Annotated in this window: 21 protein-coding genes; 3 read left to right on the plus strand and 18 right to left on the minus strand. The window is 63.2% G+C overall.

The features are described from left to right. Together moaA and A2J03_RS25235 are read left to right on the plus strand one after the other, a co-directional pair. The coding region (gene moaA, locus A2J03_RS25230; RefSeq protein ID WP_331712401.1) for a GTP 3',8-cyclase MoaA at nucleotides 1-1,015 on the plus strand (1,015 nt) is incomplete at its 5' end. Then, nucleotides 1,016-2,212, plus strand: a complete 1,197-nt coding sequence (locus A2J03_RS25235; protein ID WP_068379633.1) for a molybdopterin molybdotransferase MoeA — start codon at nucleotides 1,016-1,018, stop codon at nucleotides 2,210-2,212. A 377-nt stretch (nucleotides 2,213-2,589) separates the two neighbouring features. Here A2J03_RS25235 and A2J03_RS25240 read toward each other — a convergent pair whose 3' ends face one another. From A2J03_RS25240 to A2J03_RS25330, 18 genes are all read right to left on the minus strand, one after another. Beyond that, nucleotides 2,590-2,784, minus strand: coding sequence for a hypothetical protein (locus A2J03_RS25240; RefSeq protein ID WP_068379636.1), 195 nt, complete (start codon nucleotides 2,782-2,784; stop codon nucleotides 2,590-2,592). A 24-nt stretch (nucleotides 2,785-2,808) separates the two neighbouring features. Further along, nucleotides 2,809-3,189 carry a hypothetical protein gene (locus A2J03_RS25245; RefSeq protein WP_068379638.1) on the minus strand — a complete coding sequence of 127 codons (381 nt, stop codon included), beginning with the start codon at nucleotides 3,187-3,189 and terminating at the stop codon, nucleotides 2,809-2,811. 103 nt (nucleotides 3,190-3,292) lie between these two features. Beyond that, the gene (locus A2J03_RS25250) at nucleotides 3,293-3,802 is read right to left on the minus strand and encodes a hypothetical protein (protein WP_068379641.1); all 510 of its coding nucleotides are present in this window, start codon (nucleotides 3,800-3,802) and stop codon (nucleotides 3,293-3,295) included. Between the two features lie 102 nt (nucleotides 3,803-3,904). Continuing rightward, nucleotides 3,905-4,636: a hypothetical protein gene (locus A2J03_RS25255; protein WP_068379644.1), complete on the minus strand. Its 732-nt coding sequence runs from the start codon at nucleotides 4,634-4,636 to the stop codon at nucleotides 3,905-3,907. Nucleotides 4,637-4,920: 284 nt separating this feature from the next. Further along, nucleotides 4,921-5,442 (minus strand): ImmA/IrrE family metallo-endopeptidase, encoded by a 522-nt coding sequence (locus A2J03_RS25260; protein WP_068379647.1) that lies wholly within the window; start codon nucleotides 5,440-5,442, stop codon nucleotides 4,921-4,923. Nucleotides 5,443-5,828: 386 nt separating this feature from the next. Further along, the gene (locus A2J03_RS25265) at nucleotides 5,829-6,143 is read right to left on the minus strand and encodes a hypothetical protein (protein ID WP_068379650.1); all 315 of its coding nucleotides are present in this window, start codon (nucleotides 6,141-6,143) and stop codon (nucleotides 5,829-5,831) included. Next, nucleotides 6,143-7,603, minus strand: a complete 1,461-nt coding sequence (locus A2J03_RS25270) for a VG15 protein (protein ID WP_068379653.1) — start codon at nucleotides 7,601-7,603, stop codon at nucleotides 6,143-6,145. Before A2J03_RS25270 ends, A2J03_RS25265 begins: the two co-directional genes overlap by 1 nt. Before the next feature lie 240 nt (nucleotides 7,604-7,843). Beyond that, a complete protein-coding gene (locus A2J03_RS25280) occupies nucleotides 7,844-8,182 on the minus strand; it encodes a terminase (RefSeq protein WP_068379659.1) in 339 nt (112 codons plus the stop codon). Between the two features lie 209 nt (nucleotides 8,183-8,391). Next, on the minus strand, nucleotides 8,392-8,622 hold the full coding sequence (locus tag A2J03_RS25285) for a DUF7302 family protein (RefSeq protein WP_068379661.1): 231 nt from the start codon (nucleotides 8,620-8,622) through the stop codon (nucleotides 8,392-8,394). Between the two features lie 27 nt (nucleotides 8,623-8,649). Further along, on the minus strand, nucleotides 8,650-9,285 hold the full coding sequence (locus tag A2J03_RS25290; protein WP_068379665.1) for a hypothetical protein: 636 nt from the start codon (nucleotides 9,283-9,285) through the stop codon (nucleotides 8,650-8,652). 10 nt (nucleotides 9,286-9,295) lie between these two features. Beyond that, nucleotides 9,296-9,703, minus strand: coding sequence for a helix-turn-helix domain-containing protein (locus tag A2J03_RS25295; protein WP_082898088.1), 408 nt, complete (start codon nucleotides 9,701-9,703; stop codon nucleotides 9,296-9,298). After that, nucleotides 9,700-10,050: a WhiB family transcriptional regulator gene (locus A2J03_RS25300; RefSeq protein WP_068379671.1), complete on the minus strand. Its 351-nt coding sequence runs from the start codon at nucleotides 10,048-10,050 to the stop codon at nucleotides 9,700-9,702. Before A2J03_RS25300 ends, A2J03_RS25295 begins: the two co-directional genes overlap by 4 nt. A 151-nt stretch (nucleotides 10,051-10,201) precedes the next feature. Next, nucleotides 10,202-12,658 carry a toprim domain-containing protein gene (locus A2J03_RS31825; RefSeq protein ID WP_068379674.1) on the minus strand — a complete coding sequence of 819 codons (2,457 nt, stop codon included), beginning with the start codon at nucleotides 12,656-12,658 and terminating at the stop codon, nucleotides 10,202-10,204. Then, nucleotides 12,655-12,897: a DUF6011 domain-containing protein gene (locus A2J03_RS25310; protein ID WP_068379677.1), complete on the minus strand. Its 243-nt coding sequence runs from the start codon at nucleotides 12,895-12,897 to the stop codon at nucleotides 12,655-12,657. Before A2J03_RS25310 ends, A2J03_RS31825 begins: the two co-directional genes overlap by 4 nt. Nucleotides 12,898-13,087: 190 nt before the next feature. Continuing rightward, nucleotides 13,088-13,426, minus strand: coding sequence for a hypothetical protein (locus A2J03_RS25315; protein ID WP_068379680.1), 339 nt, complete (start codon nucleotides 13,424-13,426; stop codon nucleotides 13,088-13,090). A 3-nt stretch (nucleotides 13,427-13,429) separates the two neighbouring features. Next, the gene (locus tag A2J03_RS25320; RefSeq protein WP_068379683.1) at nucleotides 13,430-13,669 is read right to left on the minus strand and encodes a hypothetical protein; all 240 of its coding nucleotides are present in this window, start codon (nucleotides 13,667-13,669) and stop codon (nucleotides 13,430-13,432) included. Next, nucleotides 13,669-14,346 (minus strand): hypothetical protein, encoded by a 678-nt coding sequence (locus tag A2J03_RS25325; protein ID WP_068379686.1) that lies wholly within the window; start codon nucleotides 14,344-14,346, stop codon nucleotides 13,669-13,671. The genes A2J03_RS25320 and A2J03_RS25325 overlap by 1 nt, the downstream gene beginning before the upstream one ends. 112 nt (nucleotides 14,347-14,458) lie before the next feature. Then, nucleotides 14,459-14,686: a hypothetical protein gene (locus tag A2J03_RS25330; protein WP_068379689.1), complete on the minus strand. Its 228-nt coding sequence runs from the start codon at nucleotides 14,684-14,686 to the stop codon at nucleotides 14,459-14,461. Between the two features lie 109 nt (nucleotides 14,687-14,795). Here A2J03_RS25330 and A2J03_RS31830 point away from each other — a divergent pair. Beyond that, a partial coding sequence (locus A2J03_RS31830) for a helix-turn-helix transcriptional regulator (protein ID WP_231912711.1) occupies nucleotides 14,796-15,321 on the plus strand: 526 nt, incomplete at its 3' end.

Below are 15,321 nucleotides of genomic sequence, written 5' to 3' on the forward strand. Positions count from 1 at the left end.
CGTGACAGCCCTCCTCGACGCCAGGGGACGTCCACTTCGGGATCTGCGGATCTCGTTGACCGATCGATGCAACTTCCGGTGCGTCTACTGCATGCCGCGGGAGACGTTCGGGCCTGACCATATGTTCCTCCCCACAGAACGCTTACTCAGCTTCGAGGAGATCGAACGGGTCACTCGCGCCGCGATGCGCCTCGGTGTGCGCAAAGTGCGATTGACCGGCGGCGAACCGCTGCTGCGCGACGGGATCTATGCCCTGATCTCCTCTCTGAAGTCTCTCGACGGGCTCGAGGTCGCGATGACGACCAACGGGGCGCTGCTCGGAAGGCATGCCGACGGACTGGCCCGCGCAGGTCTTGATCGGGTCACGGTGAGCCTCGATTCCACCGATCCCGAGACCTTTCGCCGCATGAGTGACACCAGAGTTCCGGTAGAGCGGGTGCTCGACGGCATCGAGTCGGCCACGACCGCCGGCCTGGGCCCGGTCAAGGTCAACGTCGTCGTGCGACGCGGCGTGAACGATGCCTCGGTGCTCGACCTGGCTCGGACATTCCGAGGATCGCCGGTGACGGTCCGATTCATCGAGTACATGGATGTCGGGTCCACAAATCGATGGCAACTCGATCAGGTAATCGGGGCAGCGGAGATAGCGTCGACGATCGATGCGGTGTACCCACTCGAACCACTGCCCCCGAGGTACGACGGTGAAGTCGCGCGGCGGTACCGGTACCGCGACGGCGGCGGCGAAATCGGGATCATCGCTTCGGTCACCCGTCCGTTCTGTGGCGACTGCACACGCGCCCGTTTGTCGGCCGACGGGCAGATCGACACATGTCTGTTCGCCGGATCAGGTACCGACCTGCGGGGTCTGATGCGGTCCGGTGCCGACGACGCGACCGTCGAGGCCACCCTGCGGCGTCTATGGTCTGTGCGCGCCGACCGCTACTCCGAATTGCGTTCGCAATCAGACGGACCATCTCGCGGCGAGAAGGTCGAAATGTCCTACATTGGAGGGTGAATGAGATCGATAGCCGAACACCGTCGGCAGATCGCAGCACTCGGCATTACCGCTCGGTCGCGGCCTGTCGAGCTATCCGCTGCGATGGGGGCTGTGCTCGGCGATGCGGTGCGAACCTCCGGACCACTTCCGGCATTCGATGTCTCCGCCGTCGACGGATTCGCCGTTCGTCACGATGACCTCCGGGTCGACGCCGAGCTGTCGGTACCTGGAACGTGCGTTGCCGGCCCGATCGCGACGGCGATCTCGGGGTCACCGGGCCAAGCTGTGCAGATCATGACGGGAGCTCCCGTACCTCCTGGCGCCGACACTGTCGTACCGGTAGAGGGCACCAGTGGATTCGTCGAAGATTTCGCAACTGCCCGGGTACGAATTCGAACTTCGCCGAAGCGGGGCGCCAACATTCGCGCACGTGCCAGCGACATCGGTGCAGACGAAATCATCCTACCCAAGGGAACAACACTGTCGCACAACCACATCGGCGCATTGTCCGCACTCGGCCTGACTCGAGTCCAGATCCGATCCTGCCTGCGGGTCGCGGTCGTCCCCACCGGAAACGAGCTGGTTCGGCCTGGCACACCGCTACGCCCCGGACAGATCCACGAGTCGAACGCCCCCATGATCGTCGCCGACCTGCAGCGGTGTGGAGCTGAGGTCCGTCGCGAAGACGTCGTGGGTGACGACGTCGAATCGCTGCGCGCGACGCTGGGCCGATGCGCCGACTGGGCGGACCTCATCGTGACAACCGGCGGAGTCAGCGCCGGTACCGAGGATGTGGTTCGTTCGGCGCTCGGCGGCGGGTACGCGGAGTTCGTGTCGGTTGCGATGAAACCTGGAAAACCCCAGGGAGCAGGCCACTTCGACGGCGTTCCGATCATCTCCCTGCCTGGCAACCCGGTGGCTGCTTTCGTGTCCTACGAGATGTTCGTCCGCCCGTTCGTCCGGGGCGCGCTGGGCTGCGACACCGTCGACCGCCCGACCTGTGAGGTGGTGCTGGACTCCCCCACCATCGCCGGCCGCCCAGGAATGATGCAGTTCCGCCTCGGTCGGCGTCATGGTTCGCGCGTCGTAGTGTCAGGTTCTGCGTCCTCGGGCTCGATCAGTTCGATGGCGTCGAGCGACTGTCTCGTCGTCGTCGGCGAAGGCGGCCTGGCGCACGGCTCAGCGGCGACGGTCTGGATGACGGGTGTCGGCTGACTCGTGTGCAAACAGCGACAGCGGCTATGCCGTGGGCATAGCCGCTGTCGCGGGCCTAACTGAGCCGCCTAAGAGAATCGAACTCTTGACCTTTTCACTACGGACCAGACTGTTAGACAGTCGATCTGGTGCTAACCATTCCAGTCGGCGCAGGTCAGAGGTGGCATTGACCCCAACCGTTCCAACGGTTTGCGCGTGGTCATCGCGGTTACCGTTCCCTAACTGTGCCCTGAGGGGTCCGAGCTAGTCCGTACCCTTCTCGCGGAAGACCGTGAAAAGGAGGATTCACGCCGGCGTGTACCCCTGGGCCGCTCGGCAGTGAGCGGCCCGATCATATTGTCGGTGTCGGCAACATGATCGGGCTACTCGGCGCGTCCTTACTTCGGATCGATGCGCGGAACCGGGTTGTCGTCGGCCTGAGCGACGACTACTTCGCTGCCCGGCGGTACATCGAACACTGGCGTGACACCTTCTAGAATTCTGATCGTCGACCCAGTGTCGGGGTTCTTCTCGACGGTGTAGTTACCGACAAACTTCTTCTCTTCGCCGTTTGGCAGTATTACTCGAATCATCTCGACAGTCTGCCAGGGCCGCTGTCAGTCGAACTTGATTCCCTCAGCGAACTTGCGCAGCCGCTCCTCCTCGACGGTCCGCGCGTGCTCGGCCTCTTCCTCTCTGCGTGCGACGAGCGCTGCGTGCTCGTCCTCCTTCCGACCGCGGGCCTCTACGGTCGCCAGGAGCGACGCAATGTCTCTTGTGGTTTCGGCAACCGTCTCCAGCGTCGTCCGCGCGATCTCTAGCGTGCTCGCGTACGCGCGCATGCCTCTCGCGATAGCCGGAACACCGTGGTACTCGGCTGCGGTGACTTGGCGTGAAAGCTTCAGCGTGACCATGTATCGGCCGTTCTCGTCTACATCGTCGAGCGACGGTGGGTTCACTGCGATGACCTTGAGCGGTACGGGGGTGGTGTCAGTCATGGCGGCATCCTACGTTCGAGGCCCGACAGTCACCCTGCGGGGAATTCAATTCTGTGCCCAACCACGGAGTTGAACGCTTTGGCTGGGCAGAGCGCGCTACCGCTCAGACGATCAGGCCGCGGAGCGTTTTGACGAAGTCGGTTACCCCACGTCGAACGTCGTCGCGGTACAAGTGCTCTTCGTTCGGGAGGGCCAGGGTTGAGTGGTCGGTGAATGCGATGTGCGAGGTTGTTCTGAACCATGGTCGCCCGAGGTCGGTTCCGACGAGATCACCTACCTGTGTGAGGTGGAGACCGGTGATGGTTCGAAGTGGTCGCGTCCAGGCTGCGTTGATTGTCATTACAGGTGGGTTGGTTCGACGCCAAGGCGAGGACTCTTCCTCGCGGTCGTAGTTGTCGGTTTCGTACTGGATCTCTGTGTGCACGATATTGGTTGACGTGAGTACGAAGACGCGCCATTTCGTCGGCTCGGTTGCGTCGTACTCGGTGAATGAGACCACGATGTCGTTGGGGTCGACGAGCGTCCCGACTGTGTGAATAACGTGCCGCGGCGGTAGCGATGTGGCAGCGAGGTGTTCGTCGATTAGCTTCCGGTGCTCAAGGTCCAGTTCCATGCCGTGAATCTAGCGGTGGGCTATGACAGGTTCGGAGCAATCGAATCGACCCGGCGACTCAACCCGTCAGTTCTGAGGGCTTGCCAGCGGAGGCGCACTTTCCTAGTGCGTAGGCATGTCCTCGAAAGATTCTTCCTCGCCAGCGTCTTGCGTCGTGTCGAGATACTCTTCGGACGTGTCGAAGAGTATCTCGAGACGGGAACGAGCGTGCTCTGCAGATGAGTGGTAGCTAAAATCGGCCCAAGAGGCTCCTGGAATCATTATCGCCCCGCGCCATTCGGCATCTTTCCGGTACTCAGCGATCGCTTCAAGAACCTCGGGCGGGCGGCATCGAGGATGCTCGTCGGCGATGCCGATCGTGCTGCCGAACGCTTTCGCAAGCAACTGGGCAGGTACGGAACTCGCGAGTTCGCGGCCTATCGCGAAGACTGGGTACGGCTTCCCTCCCCACACGCCTTTCAACTCGTGCATGCCCACAAGAAATGCTTCGTCTTTGCGCTCAATGAAGCTGTAGTGCTTGAAGAGAATGTGTGCTACTTCGACCGTCAGTACGAAGTACCGGCGCGATGCGTACTTGAGTACCCGAAACCCCGTATCAATGCTGGGGCCCACAAAGTCCATGGCGTATTGAGCATGAAATTTACCCTCGTCGTGAGCTGCATTGAGGGTCTGCTCATTGACGGCTTCCGCGTCGAGCTGTGACCGATCGGCAGAGCCGACGGTACGCGGTATTGCCACCCGGCGGTCAGGAGTGGGGACCGTAGCTAGAAACGCCCCACCCTTCAGAGTCATTGGCGTTTTTTCTACCAAGTGCGCCTGCTCGAACTCATGCATCGATGAAAGCCACACGTCGACCGCGTCGCTGCATTCTTTCTCCGACTGAATGCGGATCGAGAAAATCAGTTCGTCACCGACTGCTTTCCACAGCAGTAGCCGGTTCTGCAGACCCGAGCAAGTTGTCGCTATCAGTGTCGAAAGGATTGCTGGGAACTCGGTATAGAACGCGAGGAACGTCGCGACCCAATCTTCGTTGTCGCTCTTCTGCTAGAACTGGGTGGAATTCTGCAAGTCACACGAGAGGAAGAGGATCGATCCGTCGTTGTTGAGCCCCGACGCCATCAGACGGGAAGGCCGAGGTACTTCGCGCGCACTTTCGCAGCGGGCACAGATACTTCGAATCGGTCGGCCAGCGCCACTAGGTCTTGGGCGAGCTCCCAGTACGCGGCCTTGAACTGTTCGAGTGGCATCAGAAGATTCGAAGCGAAGACGTTCGCCTGCGTCTCAGGTATGTTCTGCCCGAGACGGGTGAAGGTCGAAGTCCGCTTGCCAACTAGGTGTGTGTCTGGGGCGCGATGGTGCAGGAAGTAGTGCCCCAATTCGTGCGCGATTGTGAATCGGTCCCGCAGCCGTGAGGTATGGGTCGGCAGATAGACGGTGAAATCGTAGCTGCTACGGACTTCCAGCGACTCCGCGCGGTTCTCGACCTCGATCTGCCCTCCCAGCTTTAAGAGAAGGCCGTGCACATCCACTTTCCCCGACCCGTCAACGATGTCGTTGTCACGAGCAATCTGCTCCGCGTACTTTGCGATTGCCGAGTACGACAGCCTCGACTGGGGAGCCTCTACCGCTGCGCTCATCATGCTGTTTCCCACCTCACGCTTCCATTATGTACTAAAACATGCCAGGCGAACGGCATCTGTAGTGAGAGTCGCAGGCTAGACGATCGGTACGACAAATCCTCACGCTGCGTCTAGAGAGGCGACTCGGAGGCTGGACGACCACCCGACGAAGAGTCGCAGGTCGAGACTATGTTGTCGCTGCCGACACCATGATGACCACGGCTCACGGTCATGAAATGCGACGACAGCCCGCAGGCACCGTTCCACGGGTGTCCTGCGGGCTGTCGTTTCGGCGCTGAGGGGGTGCAGGTATCGCGTCCTGCCTCGCTCATGCATTCCGCTCACCGGTCAATTCACCTTCACCCCGGCTGCGGGGAGTTTGACGCCGAAATCAGGGAGCGACCTGGTCAGATCAACTCGCCGAGGTCACCCGTCGTCACCGGTGGGTTGCCATGCTCGGCGATCGCGGTGTCGAAAGCCTCGGTTGCACCGATTCCGCGACGGCACTGCTCGATGAGCGTGTACCGAAGATCGGTGGCTGCGTCTCGGTCGGTCGTTGCCTCGGTCGAGGACAGTTGCAGTCCATCGACGTCGTCTGTCCAGAGCAGGCCGAGGGTGTCGAGAATCGCCCACCTACCTTCGCCTACACGTCTACCTCCGTAAAAGCGTTGATCGCCAATCGGTTTGGCGCCGACATCAGATCCGTCGGACAGGCTTCCCATCACTGAACCTCCCGTGGTGTCGCGTCCTGCGCGATGAGGCGCGCGAGGAGGATCCGTCGGTTGTCGGAACCCTCCATGAACGCATCGTAGATTTCGTAGTCGAGTCCGCGGCCAAGGATCAGTTCGTTCTCGTCCGGACCGTAGGCCGCGAGGCCGCGCTCACCTCGGCTGAACGACGAGACGTAGAGGGCTTTCGTATCTGCCGGGACGTCCAGCCGGAGTTCGACCTGGTCCGCCCCGATCGGCAAGATGAGCTTCGACTGCAGCGTCGTCGACAGATGCGCCTCGTCGCGGAACTGGCGTCCGACCAGGGCCGTCAGATCGGTCTCGGCGTCCACGATGCCGAACACGCGTGCGTCGACGTCGCGAGCCACCGTGATGGGCATCGTCACGCGGGGCGCATTCTCGACCGCAGTGTCGAGTCCGCGGATAGCGTCGACGGCCCGCATCGAGCCCGCCTCGGTGTCACCGAACGTCGTACGCGATCGAAGTCCAGGGTTGGTGACCTGGTAGCCGCGGCCGGTGTACGTCCTGACCGTCTCAACGGCGCCGTTGTCGAGGCCTCGGGCGTAGGAGTCCCAGATCTCGCTTCCGTGGCGCCTGCCTTCATCCTCGGTGAACTTCGCGGCGGTCTTGTGCCATGGTTTGTCGCTGACAGGGTTGGCAGCGGCAGCAGCTACGCCAGGCCTAGGCGCTTTCGTAACGGATACCGCAGTCTTGGACACTGTGGTTGCGGCTGTGCCGTGCTCGAGCTCATCCATCTTCGCCAGTACCGCGTTGACGTCGATCCGGCCACCGCCGGACGTCGCACGGACCGCCTCTTTGTACTGCTCGTCCCACTGTTCGGCGTAGTCAGGCGGAGTGTAGACCTGTCCGGGCCTGACCGGCACTGCGGTGCATCGGCAGTGATCGTGGTACTTCTCCGATGCGCCTCGTGTGCCACGGCCGCGTTGGTAGACGCCGAGGACGGTGGCCGACTCTTTGGACGCATACACCTCGGCGCGGGTCGCCAGCATCCGACAGAACGCACACGAACCAGCTTGCGCGTGGCGTGCCCAGGCGGCTCCCGGTTCCTTCTCCGCGTTCTCGACGATGGTGCGGCGCGCCGAACCGAATATGGCGCGTGAAGTGAACCCGGCTATGCGAGTCAGCGCTGCTTCCCCGTTGGCGCGTAGGGCCCACGAGGTCGATGCTTCGAGCTGCTCGGTCGGCGCCGGGGCTGCCGGCATCGGCCAGTACCGAAGAAGACCGGGAGCAGCATCTTCGTACCACACGGTGGCGAGGTCAGCGGCACCCGCGGCGTAAGCCTCGATGATCTGGGGCACGTCTTGGATCATCACGTTGCGAAACTGAGACGAATCGAGATCCATCATCGACGCGTTACGCCAGAGTTCGCTGATGTTCTGCGTGGCAGACAGATTCAGGTCGTCGAGAACTGAGCGCTGCTCGTCAGGAGTCATCGGAATCCTCTCGGGTGTGCCATCAGTCCGGCACCGACTTCCGGAACCGAGACCAGTCGAACGGGCACCCACCGTTCACCTCACGAGGCGGTAACTGCGCACCGTCATGCTCCTGCGACCACGCCGCACGGGCAGCGAGAAACTCGGCAAACGCCGCTTTCCACGCAGCTGGCGTCCGAAACTGGCGACCGTCGAACACAGTCAGATTCGTCGACGGTGCGCTGGTGTCCGTGCGCCGCCTCACGACACTGCCCCCTGGATGCCGTACCGCTTCACCGGAGCCGGAAGGGCGTCGGCAGGAATCGCGAGCGCTGCAACGAGCTTGGTGAGCGCGAGCCGCTGCTGGCGCAACTCCACCAGCGCCGGATGCGCCCGCACACCTTGAGCCGACTCGTTCATCACGCCATCGCGATCGACGACGGCCTGCAGGGCATCGATCGCATCGACCGTCCGGCACACTTCGCGCAGAGTCGTCAGCTCGTGCTGCTCCAAGTCGAACGCTGTCGTCATCGATCGCCACAGCGCCGCGCCACGGCGTTTCAATCCCGTCGGCGCTTTGCGGGCGGGTCTACCTGCCATCTATGCCCTCCTATAGGTCGATTTTTTTCGGATGGGTGACACACACGGAGGCCTATCGCCTGAGAGGGCGGCTGGGGCGTGTGAGGGGGTACTCCCCCTGGGGCGGCGTCGGCGCAGGTCCGGCTCGGATGATCTGTTGCGCGCATCTGTCTTGACCGGCCTTCGCGGAAAGGAGACTGGAAACGCGTTGACGCCGACGCCGCTGGTCTTCATCCGGCGTGGTCCCACATGGGTCCGACGGCGTCCTTGAGTGCCGCGGCGATGCTCGTCGGCCCTGGCTTGCCGTCGACGTTCTCCGTCTGCTCTCGCGGTGTGGTGTCCACGGGTGGCTGTTCGACGTCGGGGACTGCCTCGTACGTCCCTTCGGCGATGAGCCTCACCGCCTTCGAATCGGTGACGACTACCTGGACGTTGGTGTCCGCGTTCCGCAATCTCATCATTGTCGGATCAATCCTTGGGTCGTCGCGCTAGCGGTACTTGCCGGGGCTGTTGTAAAACATGTCGTTGAGCTGTCCGCTTGACACTCTCGGTACTGACATGGGCACGGCTGCCGAGAGGCTGGGCATCGAGTAGTGGACCGACGCGGCCAAGGTGTTCTGTTCGTACTCCCGTATTGCCTTCAGGTCGACGAGGTCTGCACGGGACTGGGGGTTCCGCTCCAAGTAGTCACTGGTGACGTTGCTCCATCCGCGGGTGAGGGCTTGCCCGAGGATGGCCTGGGCGAGAACGCTGTCGTCGCTGCGGAGGGCGGACTTGTATGCCTGTTCGGCTTCATCGCGGTCGGTAAGACGGTTGGCGCGGTCTTGGGCATCTCGGAAGCTGACGAGCCGAGCGGGGTCGCTCGCGCTGCCCGCCGGGAGTCCGAAGACGCTGCGTTCCAAATTTTCTCGCTTGGCTCGAACGACGTCCTTCTCCTGCTGGCGGAGGGCTTTCAGCTTCTCGCTGGTTGATTCGTGTATCGGGGCGAGGTGTTCGCGCTTGCCTGTGTCGGTGAGGTTGGGGTCGCGGGATACTTCGTCCTGCGTCCGGCTGTACTCATCGATGACGCCGGCGGCTTCGGCGCGGATGTCGTCGATCTTTCCTTCGATGAACTCGAGGCTCATGTCGGTTCTCCTATGCGATGTTTCGTGGGTTGACGCTGATGGGGTCGATCAGCCACCGGCCGCCGATGCGCTGGGCGTGGAGTCGTCCGGTGCTGCACCATTTGCGTACGCATCGGTCGGTGACGTTCAGTGTGTCGGCGGCGTGGCGGGTGCTGATCCATTGCACTGATTCTGTCTGGTTGGGTTGTGGCGCTGCACCTTCCGTTCCGTTGTCGGAACATAAGGCTGAGAGGTGGAGGGCTGCCAGTGCAATGTAGGCATCGGGATCGTTGTCGCGCAGTCTTACTCGGCGGTCCGCGGTCACTCCCGCATTCTTTTCGAGCCAGCGGGCGATCCGGGGCGGGATGACGACTGACCCGTCCGCGGTGAGGTGCTGCGAAATCCGCACTTCCACCGATGGGGTGCCGGGCGTAGTCACGCGGTCTGCTCGATGCGGGGCGGATCCGGTGCTCCGGTGTCAGTGATGTCCGCCGACGGTGGCGCGGACATCACCTGTGCTGCGATCACGGTGTGCGACGACGGCTCACCTTCAGCCCAGGTGCGGCACTCGTCGAGAACAGGACAGGTCCAGCACAACCTGGCGGCGGCGCGGTGGCGGGCATCGACTGCGGTGCCGGGTTCGCCGTCGCCGGGTGGGTCGAACAGGTTGGCGTGGCCGATGCATGCGGCGCCGTTGAGCCGAACCGTGCCGGTGAGAATCGCTACCAGCGCGAGTTCGGTCGGCGATTGCTGCCCGGCGGATGGGGTCGTCTTGCGGCGGGTCATCAGGTCTCCGTTCGGCACAGATGTGGTTTGCAGATGCGGCACGGGATGGGTCGGCCTTCGGCGTCCTCGCCTGTCCACCCTCGGCGGCATTGGTGCGGCTGGACGATGGCGAGGTGCCGTTCTTCGGTGTCGTCGCCGTAGCGGTCGCGGGTCATGATGCGCTCGCCAGTCGGCATTCGGCGCAGCGTCCCGTGGTGTTCGACGGCCGCAGTTCTGCGCCACAGTCTCGGCACCCTGAGATTGTCGGCATTTGAACCTCGCCATCCTCGCTATCCTCGTCTTTGCTGGTCAGAGCGTTGTGATTGGCGAGGGTAGGCGAGTCAGGCGAGTTAGCGGCGGTGGGAGGCGAGTTAGCGGCACGCCGTGGCGAGGATTGCGTTTCCGTCTTCCTCGCCGAATCCCCACCTCGAAACCGGGGTTGTGACCAGCGGTTATCCACCTCTGGCGAGCCAGGCGAGGATAGCGAGGGTCCGCTGCGGGCAATCTCAGGACGTGGGGCCATCAGTCGCCACCGAACGACGTTCCATTTGTTCCCAGCACCCAGATTTTCGACAGTCCAGCCGATCGAGCGCAATGCCGGTGCGGACCGACGCAGGATCGAGGTGACCGAGCGAGCGGAGCGCGGCCATCCCCTCGGTGCCCGCCACCGATCGGAGACGGGCGTGGCGAGCGCAAGGATGTCGGCGGCCGAGCCCTCGTACTCGTCGACCACCGCGTCGGTGACTGCGGCGAGGAACGGATCGGAGGCGATGGTGTCGGCGGCGAGCGTCGCCGACTGCCCGACGTACCGGTCGAGGCCGGACTTGCCGGTGATCTGGTCGACGGCGGCGAGGATGCGCGCGAAGTCAGCCATACGCGGAGACTCGGCGAGGACCACGGTGGGAAGGATCGAGTACACCTGCGCAGCGAGGTCGAGCAGACCACCGGGGATCGTGGGATACACCTCTGCCCACGCCGCGGCGAGGTCGGCCTCGGACCGTCGATGCTGCGCCGGGATCCGCTCCAGCGTGACGATCAGCGATCGCTCGGCGAGGTCACCGCGCATGGCACCCCAATCGATACCGTTGACCACGATCACCCTGCGGAACGCGACCACGGACAGACCCGAGTCGGTGTACAGCGCGCGTTTCACGTCGCCTTCGCCGGTGGCCGCGCGGCACAGCGAATCGGAGAACCAGTCGCCGATCGTGGAGATGTTGTCGATGCCGACCACCCAGGATCCGGCGGCTGCGGTCACCCAGGAGTCCATGTCGCGTGGCGGTTTCCTCACCGGGACCGACGATGGATCGGTCAGTGAGACAATAGTTTTCGTGGTGGTCGTCTTGGCTGTACCCTGTTCGCCTGCGAGGGCGAGGACCGGGTGCGGGACGTCAGGTGCGATGAGCGCGGCAACCATCGCGGCGAGCAACAGTGGCCGGTCGGATTCGGCGACGTTGAGCGTGGACCACAGCGGTTCGAGGTCACCGTCTCGTGAGGGTTCCGGGTATGGGCCCGTGAGCACGGTTCGCCGAAACAGGACCGGGACGTCGAGATTGCCGTGCTCCCACCGGCCGGTGCGGTCGATGCGGATCACGGACTCGGCGACGTCGCCCATATCGAGGTACACCTGATCGTCGAGTTCGGCGACACGCAGGTGTGTCGCCTGCGGTTCGGACTCTGCGCTTTCACCCTCGAGCACGAGAAGGGCGTCGGCGAGGGCCTGCTGCGGTGCTGCCTTCTCGAAGGTGCGGAAGTACTCGCGTGAGAGCTCGGCGCGTAGTCCGGCCTTTCCGCCTCGCAGCGATCGGGCGACGTGCCCTCCGGACTTCGGGATCGCGTACGGGTCACCCTCGGGTGTGACGCCGAGCATGTAGCGCGACATGGCGAGTTCGACGAGCTGCGTTGCTGCGCTCTTGCGCTCGGGCTTGTCCTCCCCCGGTTCAGCGTGTGCGGAGTTCACCTCCGTGGTTGCCGGCGACTTGGTGACGATCAGGTCGTCGGCGCCGAGGCCGGCGGCGACATGGTCGGCGAGATCCTTGCCGACCGAGGGTTCGGCGATTGTCACGCCAGCCGTGGTGCCGAGGAGTTCGGCGACCTGCTCGGCGTGCGCGCGGCCCGCCTTGTCGCGGTCGGCGACGATGACGACGGTCTTGTTGCGCAGCGGTGATAGGTCGGCGCGGTGCGCCTTGCCTGCTCCCATCGCCGAACACGTGGCGACGAGTCCGATCGACTCGGCCGCGTGGACGTCCTTCTCACCTTCGACGACGTACACCACGGTCGCGTCGGCGAGACGATCCGCACGGAACAGGCTGTTGCCCTTGGTGTTGCCGGATTGCCGGAACTTCTTTTCCGGGGTGCGGTGGACCTTGCGGCCGTCGGGGTACTCGTAGAGCGTGCCCTTGGGTTCGTCGAACAGATCGCGCGGTGCGAGATTCAGTGCTTCGAGTACCTGCTCGGTCGGGTCGGAATGCGAGTAGACAAGCACCTGCCCAGCTATTCCGGTGATGGTGACCGACCGGTCTGCTGCACTGTGGCCGGGGGCCTGTGCTGCAGCGCGGCCGTGTCCTTTGTCGTCGACGATCAATCCGGCCTCGCGGAATGCGTCGACGACGCGCTCGTATGCGATCACGCGACACCTGCTTGAGCCTGTGCGTGACGGGCGCAGACGGGGCCCAGATGACGTTTGACCGACGACGGTGCGACGAGCCAGGTGCCGCACCGGGAGCATTGGACGGCCAACCTGAAAGTGCCGTCGCGAAGTGCCGCGGCGAGCAACTTATCCGCTGGGTCGCGAAGTTTCTCCAGGTAGTCGTCGAGTAGGGCGGGCTGGGGCCCGTCGCTGGTAGAATCAGTTCTTGTGTCGGACATTTCGGTGTCTTCTTTCTGGGGCCCCGGCTACTCGGAGTGATGACCTGAGTAGCCGGGGCTTCGTCATTGTGGGGGTGGCAGACCTTTGATGACGGGTGGTGCTATTCAGTTGTGTAGGAATGGAATCCGGATACGATGAGCGCGATGTTCTCGACGATCAGCACGACGGTGAGGACGATCTCGGTCGGCGTCACTGCAGGGTCTCTCTGGCGTGATCTCTGGACTCGGCGAGCTTGCCGCGGAAGTCAAGGTTCGGGGCGAGTTGGTCGAGCACCTCGAGCACCGGGCCGAGGACGTTGCGGGCGAGCAGAGACAGTGCGGCGGCGCTGGTGTAGCCCATCGAATCCGGGTCAAGCTTGCCGGTCCATTCGATAGCCACAGCGTCGACAGCGTCGTCGTCACCCGCGGCGGCCGCCATTTCGTACATCAAAATTGTTGCGTCAGACTGGATGCGGCTGATGTCGGCGACACCGCGCGGGCTGCCGTCGGCGTTGACGACCATGGCGTGGTCGGGGGTGGTTTCAGTCATGGTTCAGAGTTCCTCTCGGATGGTTGCGGCACTGCGGATCTCGGTCTCGTCGCGCCGTAGCTTGGATTGGGCCTGCTGGTCAGCCTTGGCGAGCACGTCGACGACGGCCGTCACCAGGTCGACGGCCTCACCGACGTCGAGCGTCAGAACGACACTGGAGCTGTAGGCGACGCGAACGCGACCGGCAGTGGTGAGTTCGGCACGAATTGGCGCGTCGGTCATCTCGTCGATCTGTGCGAACATCACGCACCTGCGATTTCGTCGGTGGTGCCGGTGGCGAGATCGACGAGCAGGAGCAATGCCCGGGCCATGCTGGCGGCCTCCGAGACAGTCAGTGAGTAGAAGTCGACGCCGTCGACGGGTTCGCCTCGGCCGTTCCAGCCATGGCGCTCGAAGGCGATTCGCGTTTCGCGGGCCGACGTCCCCTGGCGGCAGTCGAGTCGGATATCCGCGAAAGCAAAGCGGCCGTCGTTGTGCCACTTCCCGTAGTAGCCACTCAGCGGAACCGAGAGGTGCTGAGACCGCCAGCTCATCGAGCTCTTGTCGGCATGAGAGTCGCCGGTGTTGAAAACTGTTTGATCGCGGTCCCGGTCGGCCCACTTCGGTCGATTCGTTTCCAACCACGGAACCGGTGCACTTGGCGCCAACGCTGTCGGGTGGTCAAGCGAGAAGGAGTCGATGCGGTCGAGAGTGGCCTGCAGCGGGTGAGCGACCGAAGCCAACTCCTCCTGTGCGGCGCGAGCAATCGCGTGGCTCTGCTCGATCTCGTCGGCGTACTTCGCTCGCGCGACCTTCATCAGTCGCGTCTTGGCTGGGCCATCAAGCGTCTGCCCGAACTTCTCGTATGTGAAGTCGTCGAGCTTCACGTGTGTGTACTTGACCGGTGGAAGCGACACACTCGACTGGTTTACGATGGTCATAGCTCGTGTCCTTCATGGGAGTCGGATTCGCGTGATACGCCCTCGATGCCCTGGCCGGCGTCGGGGGCGGTTTCGTTCTCGGGTATCTCGTAGGGGTCGGGCGTGAGGGGCATCAGGCCGCGCCACGGGATGTGGTCGTGCGTTCTCGCTCCGGCATTCCGAGCGCCTTGCGAAGCCCTGCCGTAGGCACGACATAGCGCGAACCGACTCGGATGACCTCGCACGGGAAGGTCCCCTTGGCCGCGGCGGTATAGGCGGACGACTTGCTGATCCCGAACGCTGCTGCCGCTGTCACGAGATCGGTACTCACTCCAAGTTCGTCGATCTGGTCTGGTTTCACTTTGATCCATTCTGTTCGAGATAAGAGCACTGATCGGTCTTAGATGCGACCTATTGGAAAAAGTAACCTTGATTCGGAACAAACGCAAGCATCCGGGTACTCTGCTGCTATGTCGAACACTGAACCGGGAGAGACGCGCGGGTCGGCAGCGGCTCGCGAATGGGCTGCTGACACCGCGAAACGGATTGGGGGGGCCGTTGCTCACTATCGCAAAAAGCGCGATATCAGCGCAGTCGAACTATCAAGCCGCACAACGGACCTCGGCTATCCGATCACCCGGGGAACAATCGCCAAGATCGAGGGAGGGCATCGCGGGGGGAAGTTCGACGTCGTCGAAGTCTTCATACTTGCCGCGGCGTTGGAGGTACCACCAGCGCTGTTGATGTTCCCAGAATTTCCCGACGGCCCCGTATCCCCGGTGCCTACGTCTGATTTGTCCAGCTTCCGAGCAGCGCTGTGGCTCGTGGGCGAGGAAACGATCACTTGGCAGCACCCGGATCCCAGGTTCACCCCAGAGGGTGTCGCGTACACAGTTCGTCACCAGTCCGATGAGGAGCAGTTGTTCGACCTAGCTCGGCAACGCGGAAAGGCGGTGACCATGGACGACTCGGTGTTTCATGCGTCTGAGATCGGAA

This window comes from Rhodococcus sp. EPR-157 (assembly GCF_001647195.1).
Classification (GTDB): Bacteria; Actinomycetota; Actinomycetes; order Mycobacteriales; family Mycobacteriaceae; genus Rhodococcoides.

Coding starts and splice junctions, on each gene's coding strand:
- A2J03_RS25320 (WP_068379683.1), bottom strand. CDS start 13,669: ATGTTCGCACAGATCGACGAGATGACCGACGCGCCAATTCGTGCCGAA.
- A2J03_RS25235 (WP_068379633.1), top strand. CDS start 1,016: ATGAGATCGATAGCCGAACACCGTCGGCAGATCGCAGCACTCGGCATT.
- A2J03_RS25270 (WP_068379653.1), bottom strand. CDS start 7,603: ATGACTCCTGACGAGCAGCGCTCAGTTCTCGACGACCTGAATCTGTCT.
- A2J03_RS25315 (WP_068379680.1), bottom strand. CDS start 13,426: ATGACTGAAACCACCCCCGACCACGCCATGGTCGTCAACGCCGACGGC.
- A2J03_RS25300 (WP_068379671.1), bottom strand. CDS start 10,050: ATGACCCGCCGCAAGACGACCCCATCCGCCGGGCAGCAATCGCCGACC.
- A2J03_RS25285 (WP_068379661.1), bottom strand. CDS start 8,622: ATGATGAGATTGCGGAACGCGGACACCAACGTCCAGGTAGTCGTCACC.
- A2J03_RS25310 (WP_068379677.1), bottom strand. CDS start 12,897: ATGTCCGACACAAGAACTGATTCTACCAGCGACGGGCCCCAGCCCGCC.
- A2J03_RS25260 (WP_068379647.1), bottom strand. CDS start 5,442: ATGATGAGCGCAGCGGTAGAGGCTCCCCAGTCGAGGCTGTCGTACTCG.
- A2J03_RS25280 (WP_068379659.1), bottom strand. CDS start 8,182: ATGGCAGGTAGACCCGCCCGCAAAGCGCCGACGGGATTGAAACGCCGT.
- A2J03_RS25325 (WP_068379686.1), bottom strand. CDS start 14,346: ATGACCATCGTAAACCAGTCGAGTGTGTCGCTTCCACCGGTCAAGTAC.
- A2J03_RS25265 (WP_068379650.1), bottom strand. CDS start 6,143: ATGGGAAGCCTGTCCGACGGATCTGATGTCGGCGCCAAACCGATTGGC.
- A2J03_RS25290 (WP_068379665.1), bottom strand. CDS start 9,285: ATGAGCCTCGAGTTCATCGAAGGAAAGATCGACGACATCCGCGCCGAA.
- A2J03_RS25240 (WP_068379636.1), bottom strand. CDS start 2,784: ATGATTCGAGTAATACTGCCAAACGGCGAAGAGAAGAAGTTTGTCGGT.
- A2J03_RS25245 (WP_068379638.1), bottom strand. CDS start 3,189: ATGACTGACACCACCCCCGTACCGCTCAAGGTCATCGCAGTGAACCCA.
- A2J03_RS25250 (WP_068379641.1), bottom strand. CDS start 3,802: ATGGAACTGGACCTTGAGCACCGGAAGCTAATCGACGAACACCTCGCT.
- A2J03_RS25255 (WP_068379644.1), bottom strand. CDS start 4,636: ATGCATGAGTTCGAGCAGGCGCACTTGGTAGAAAAAACGCCAATGACT.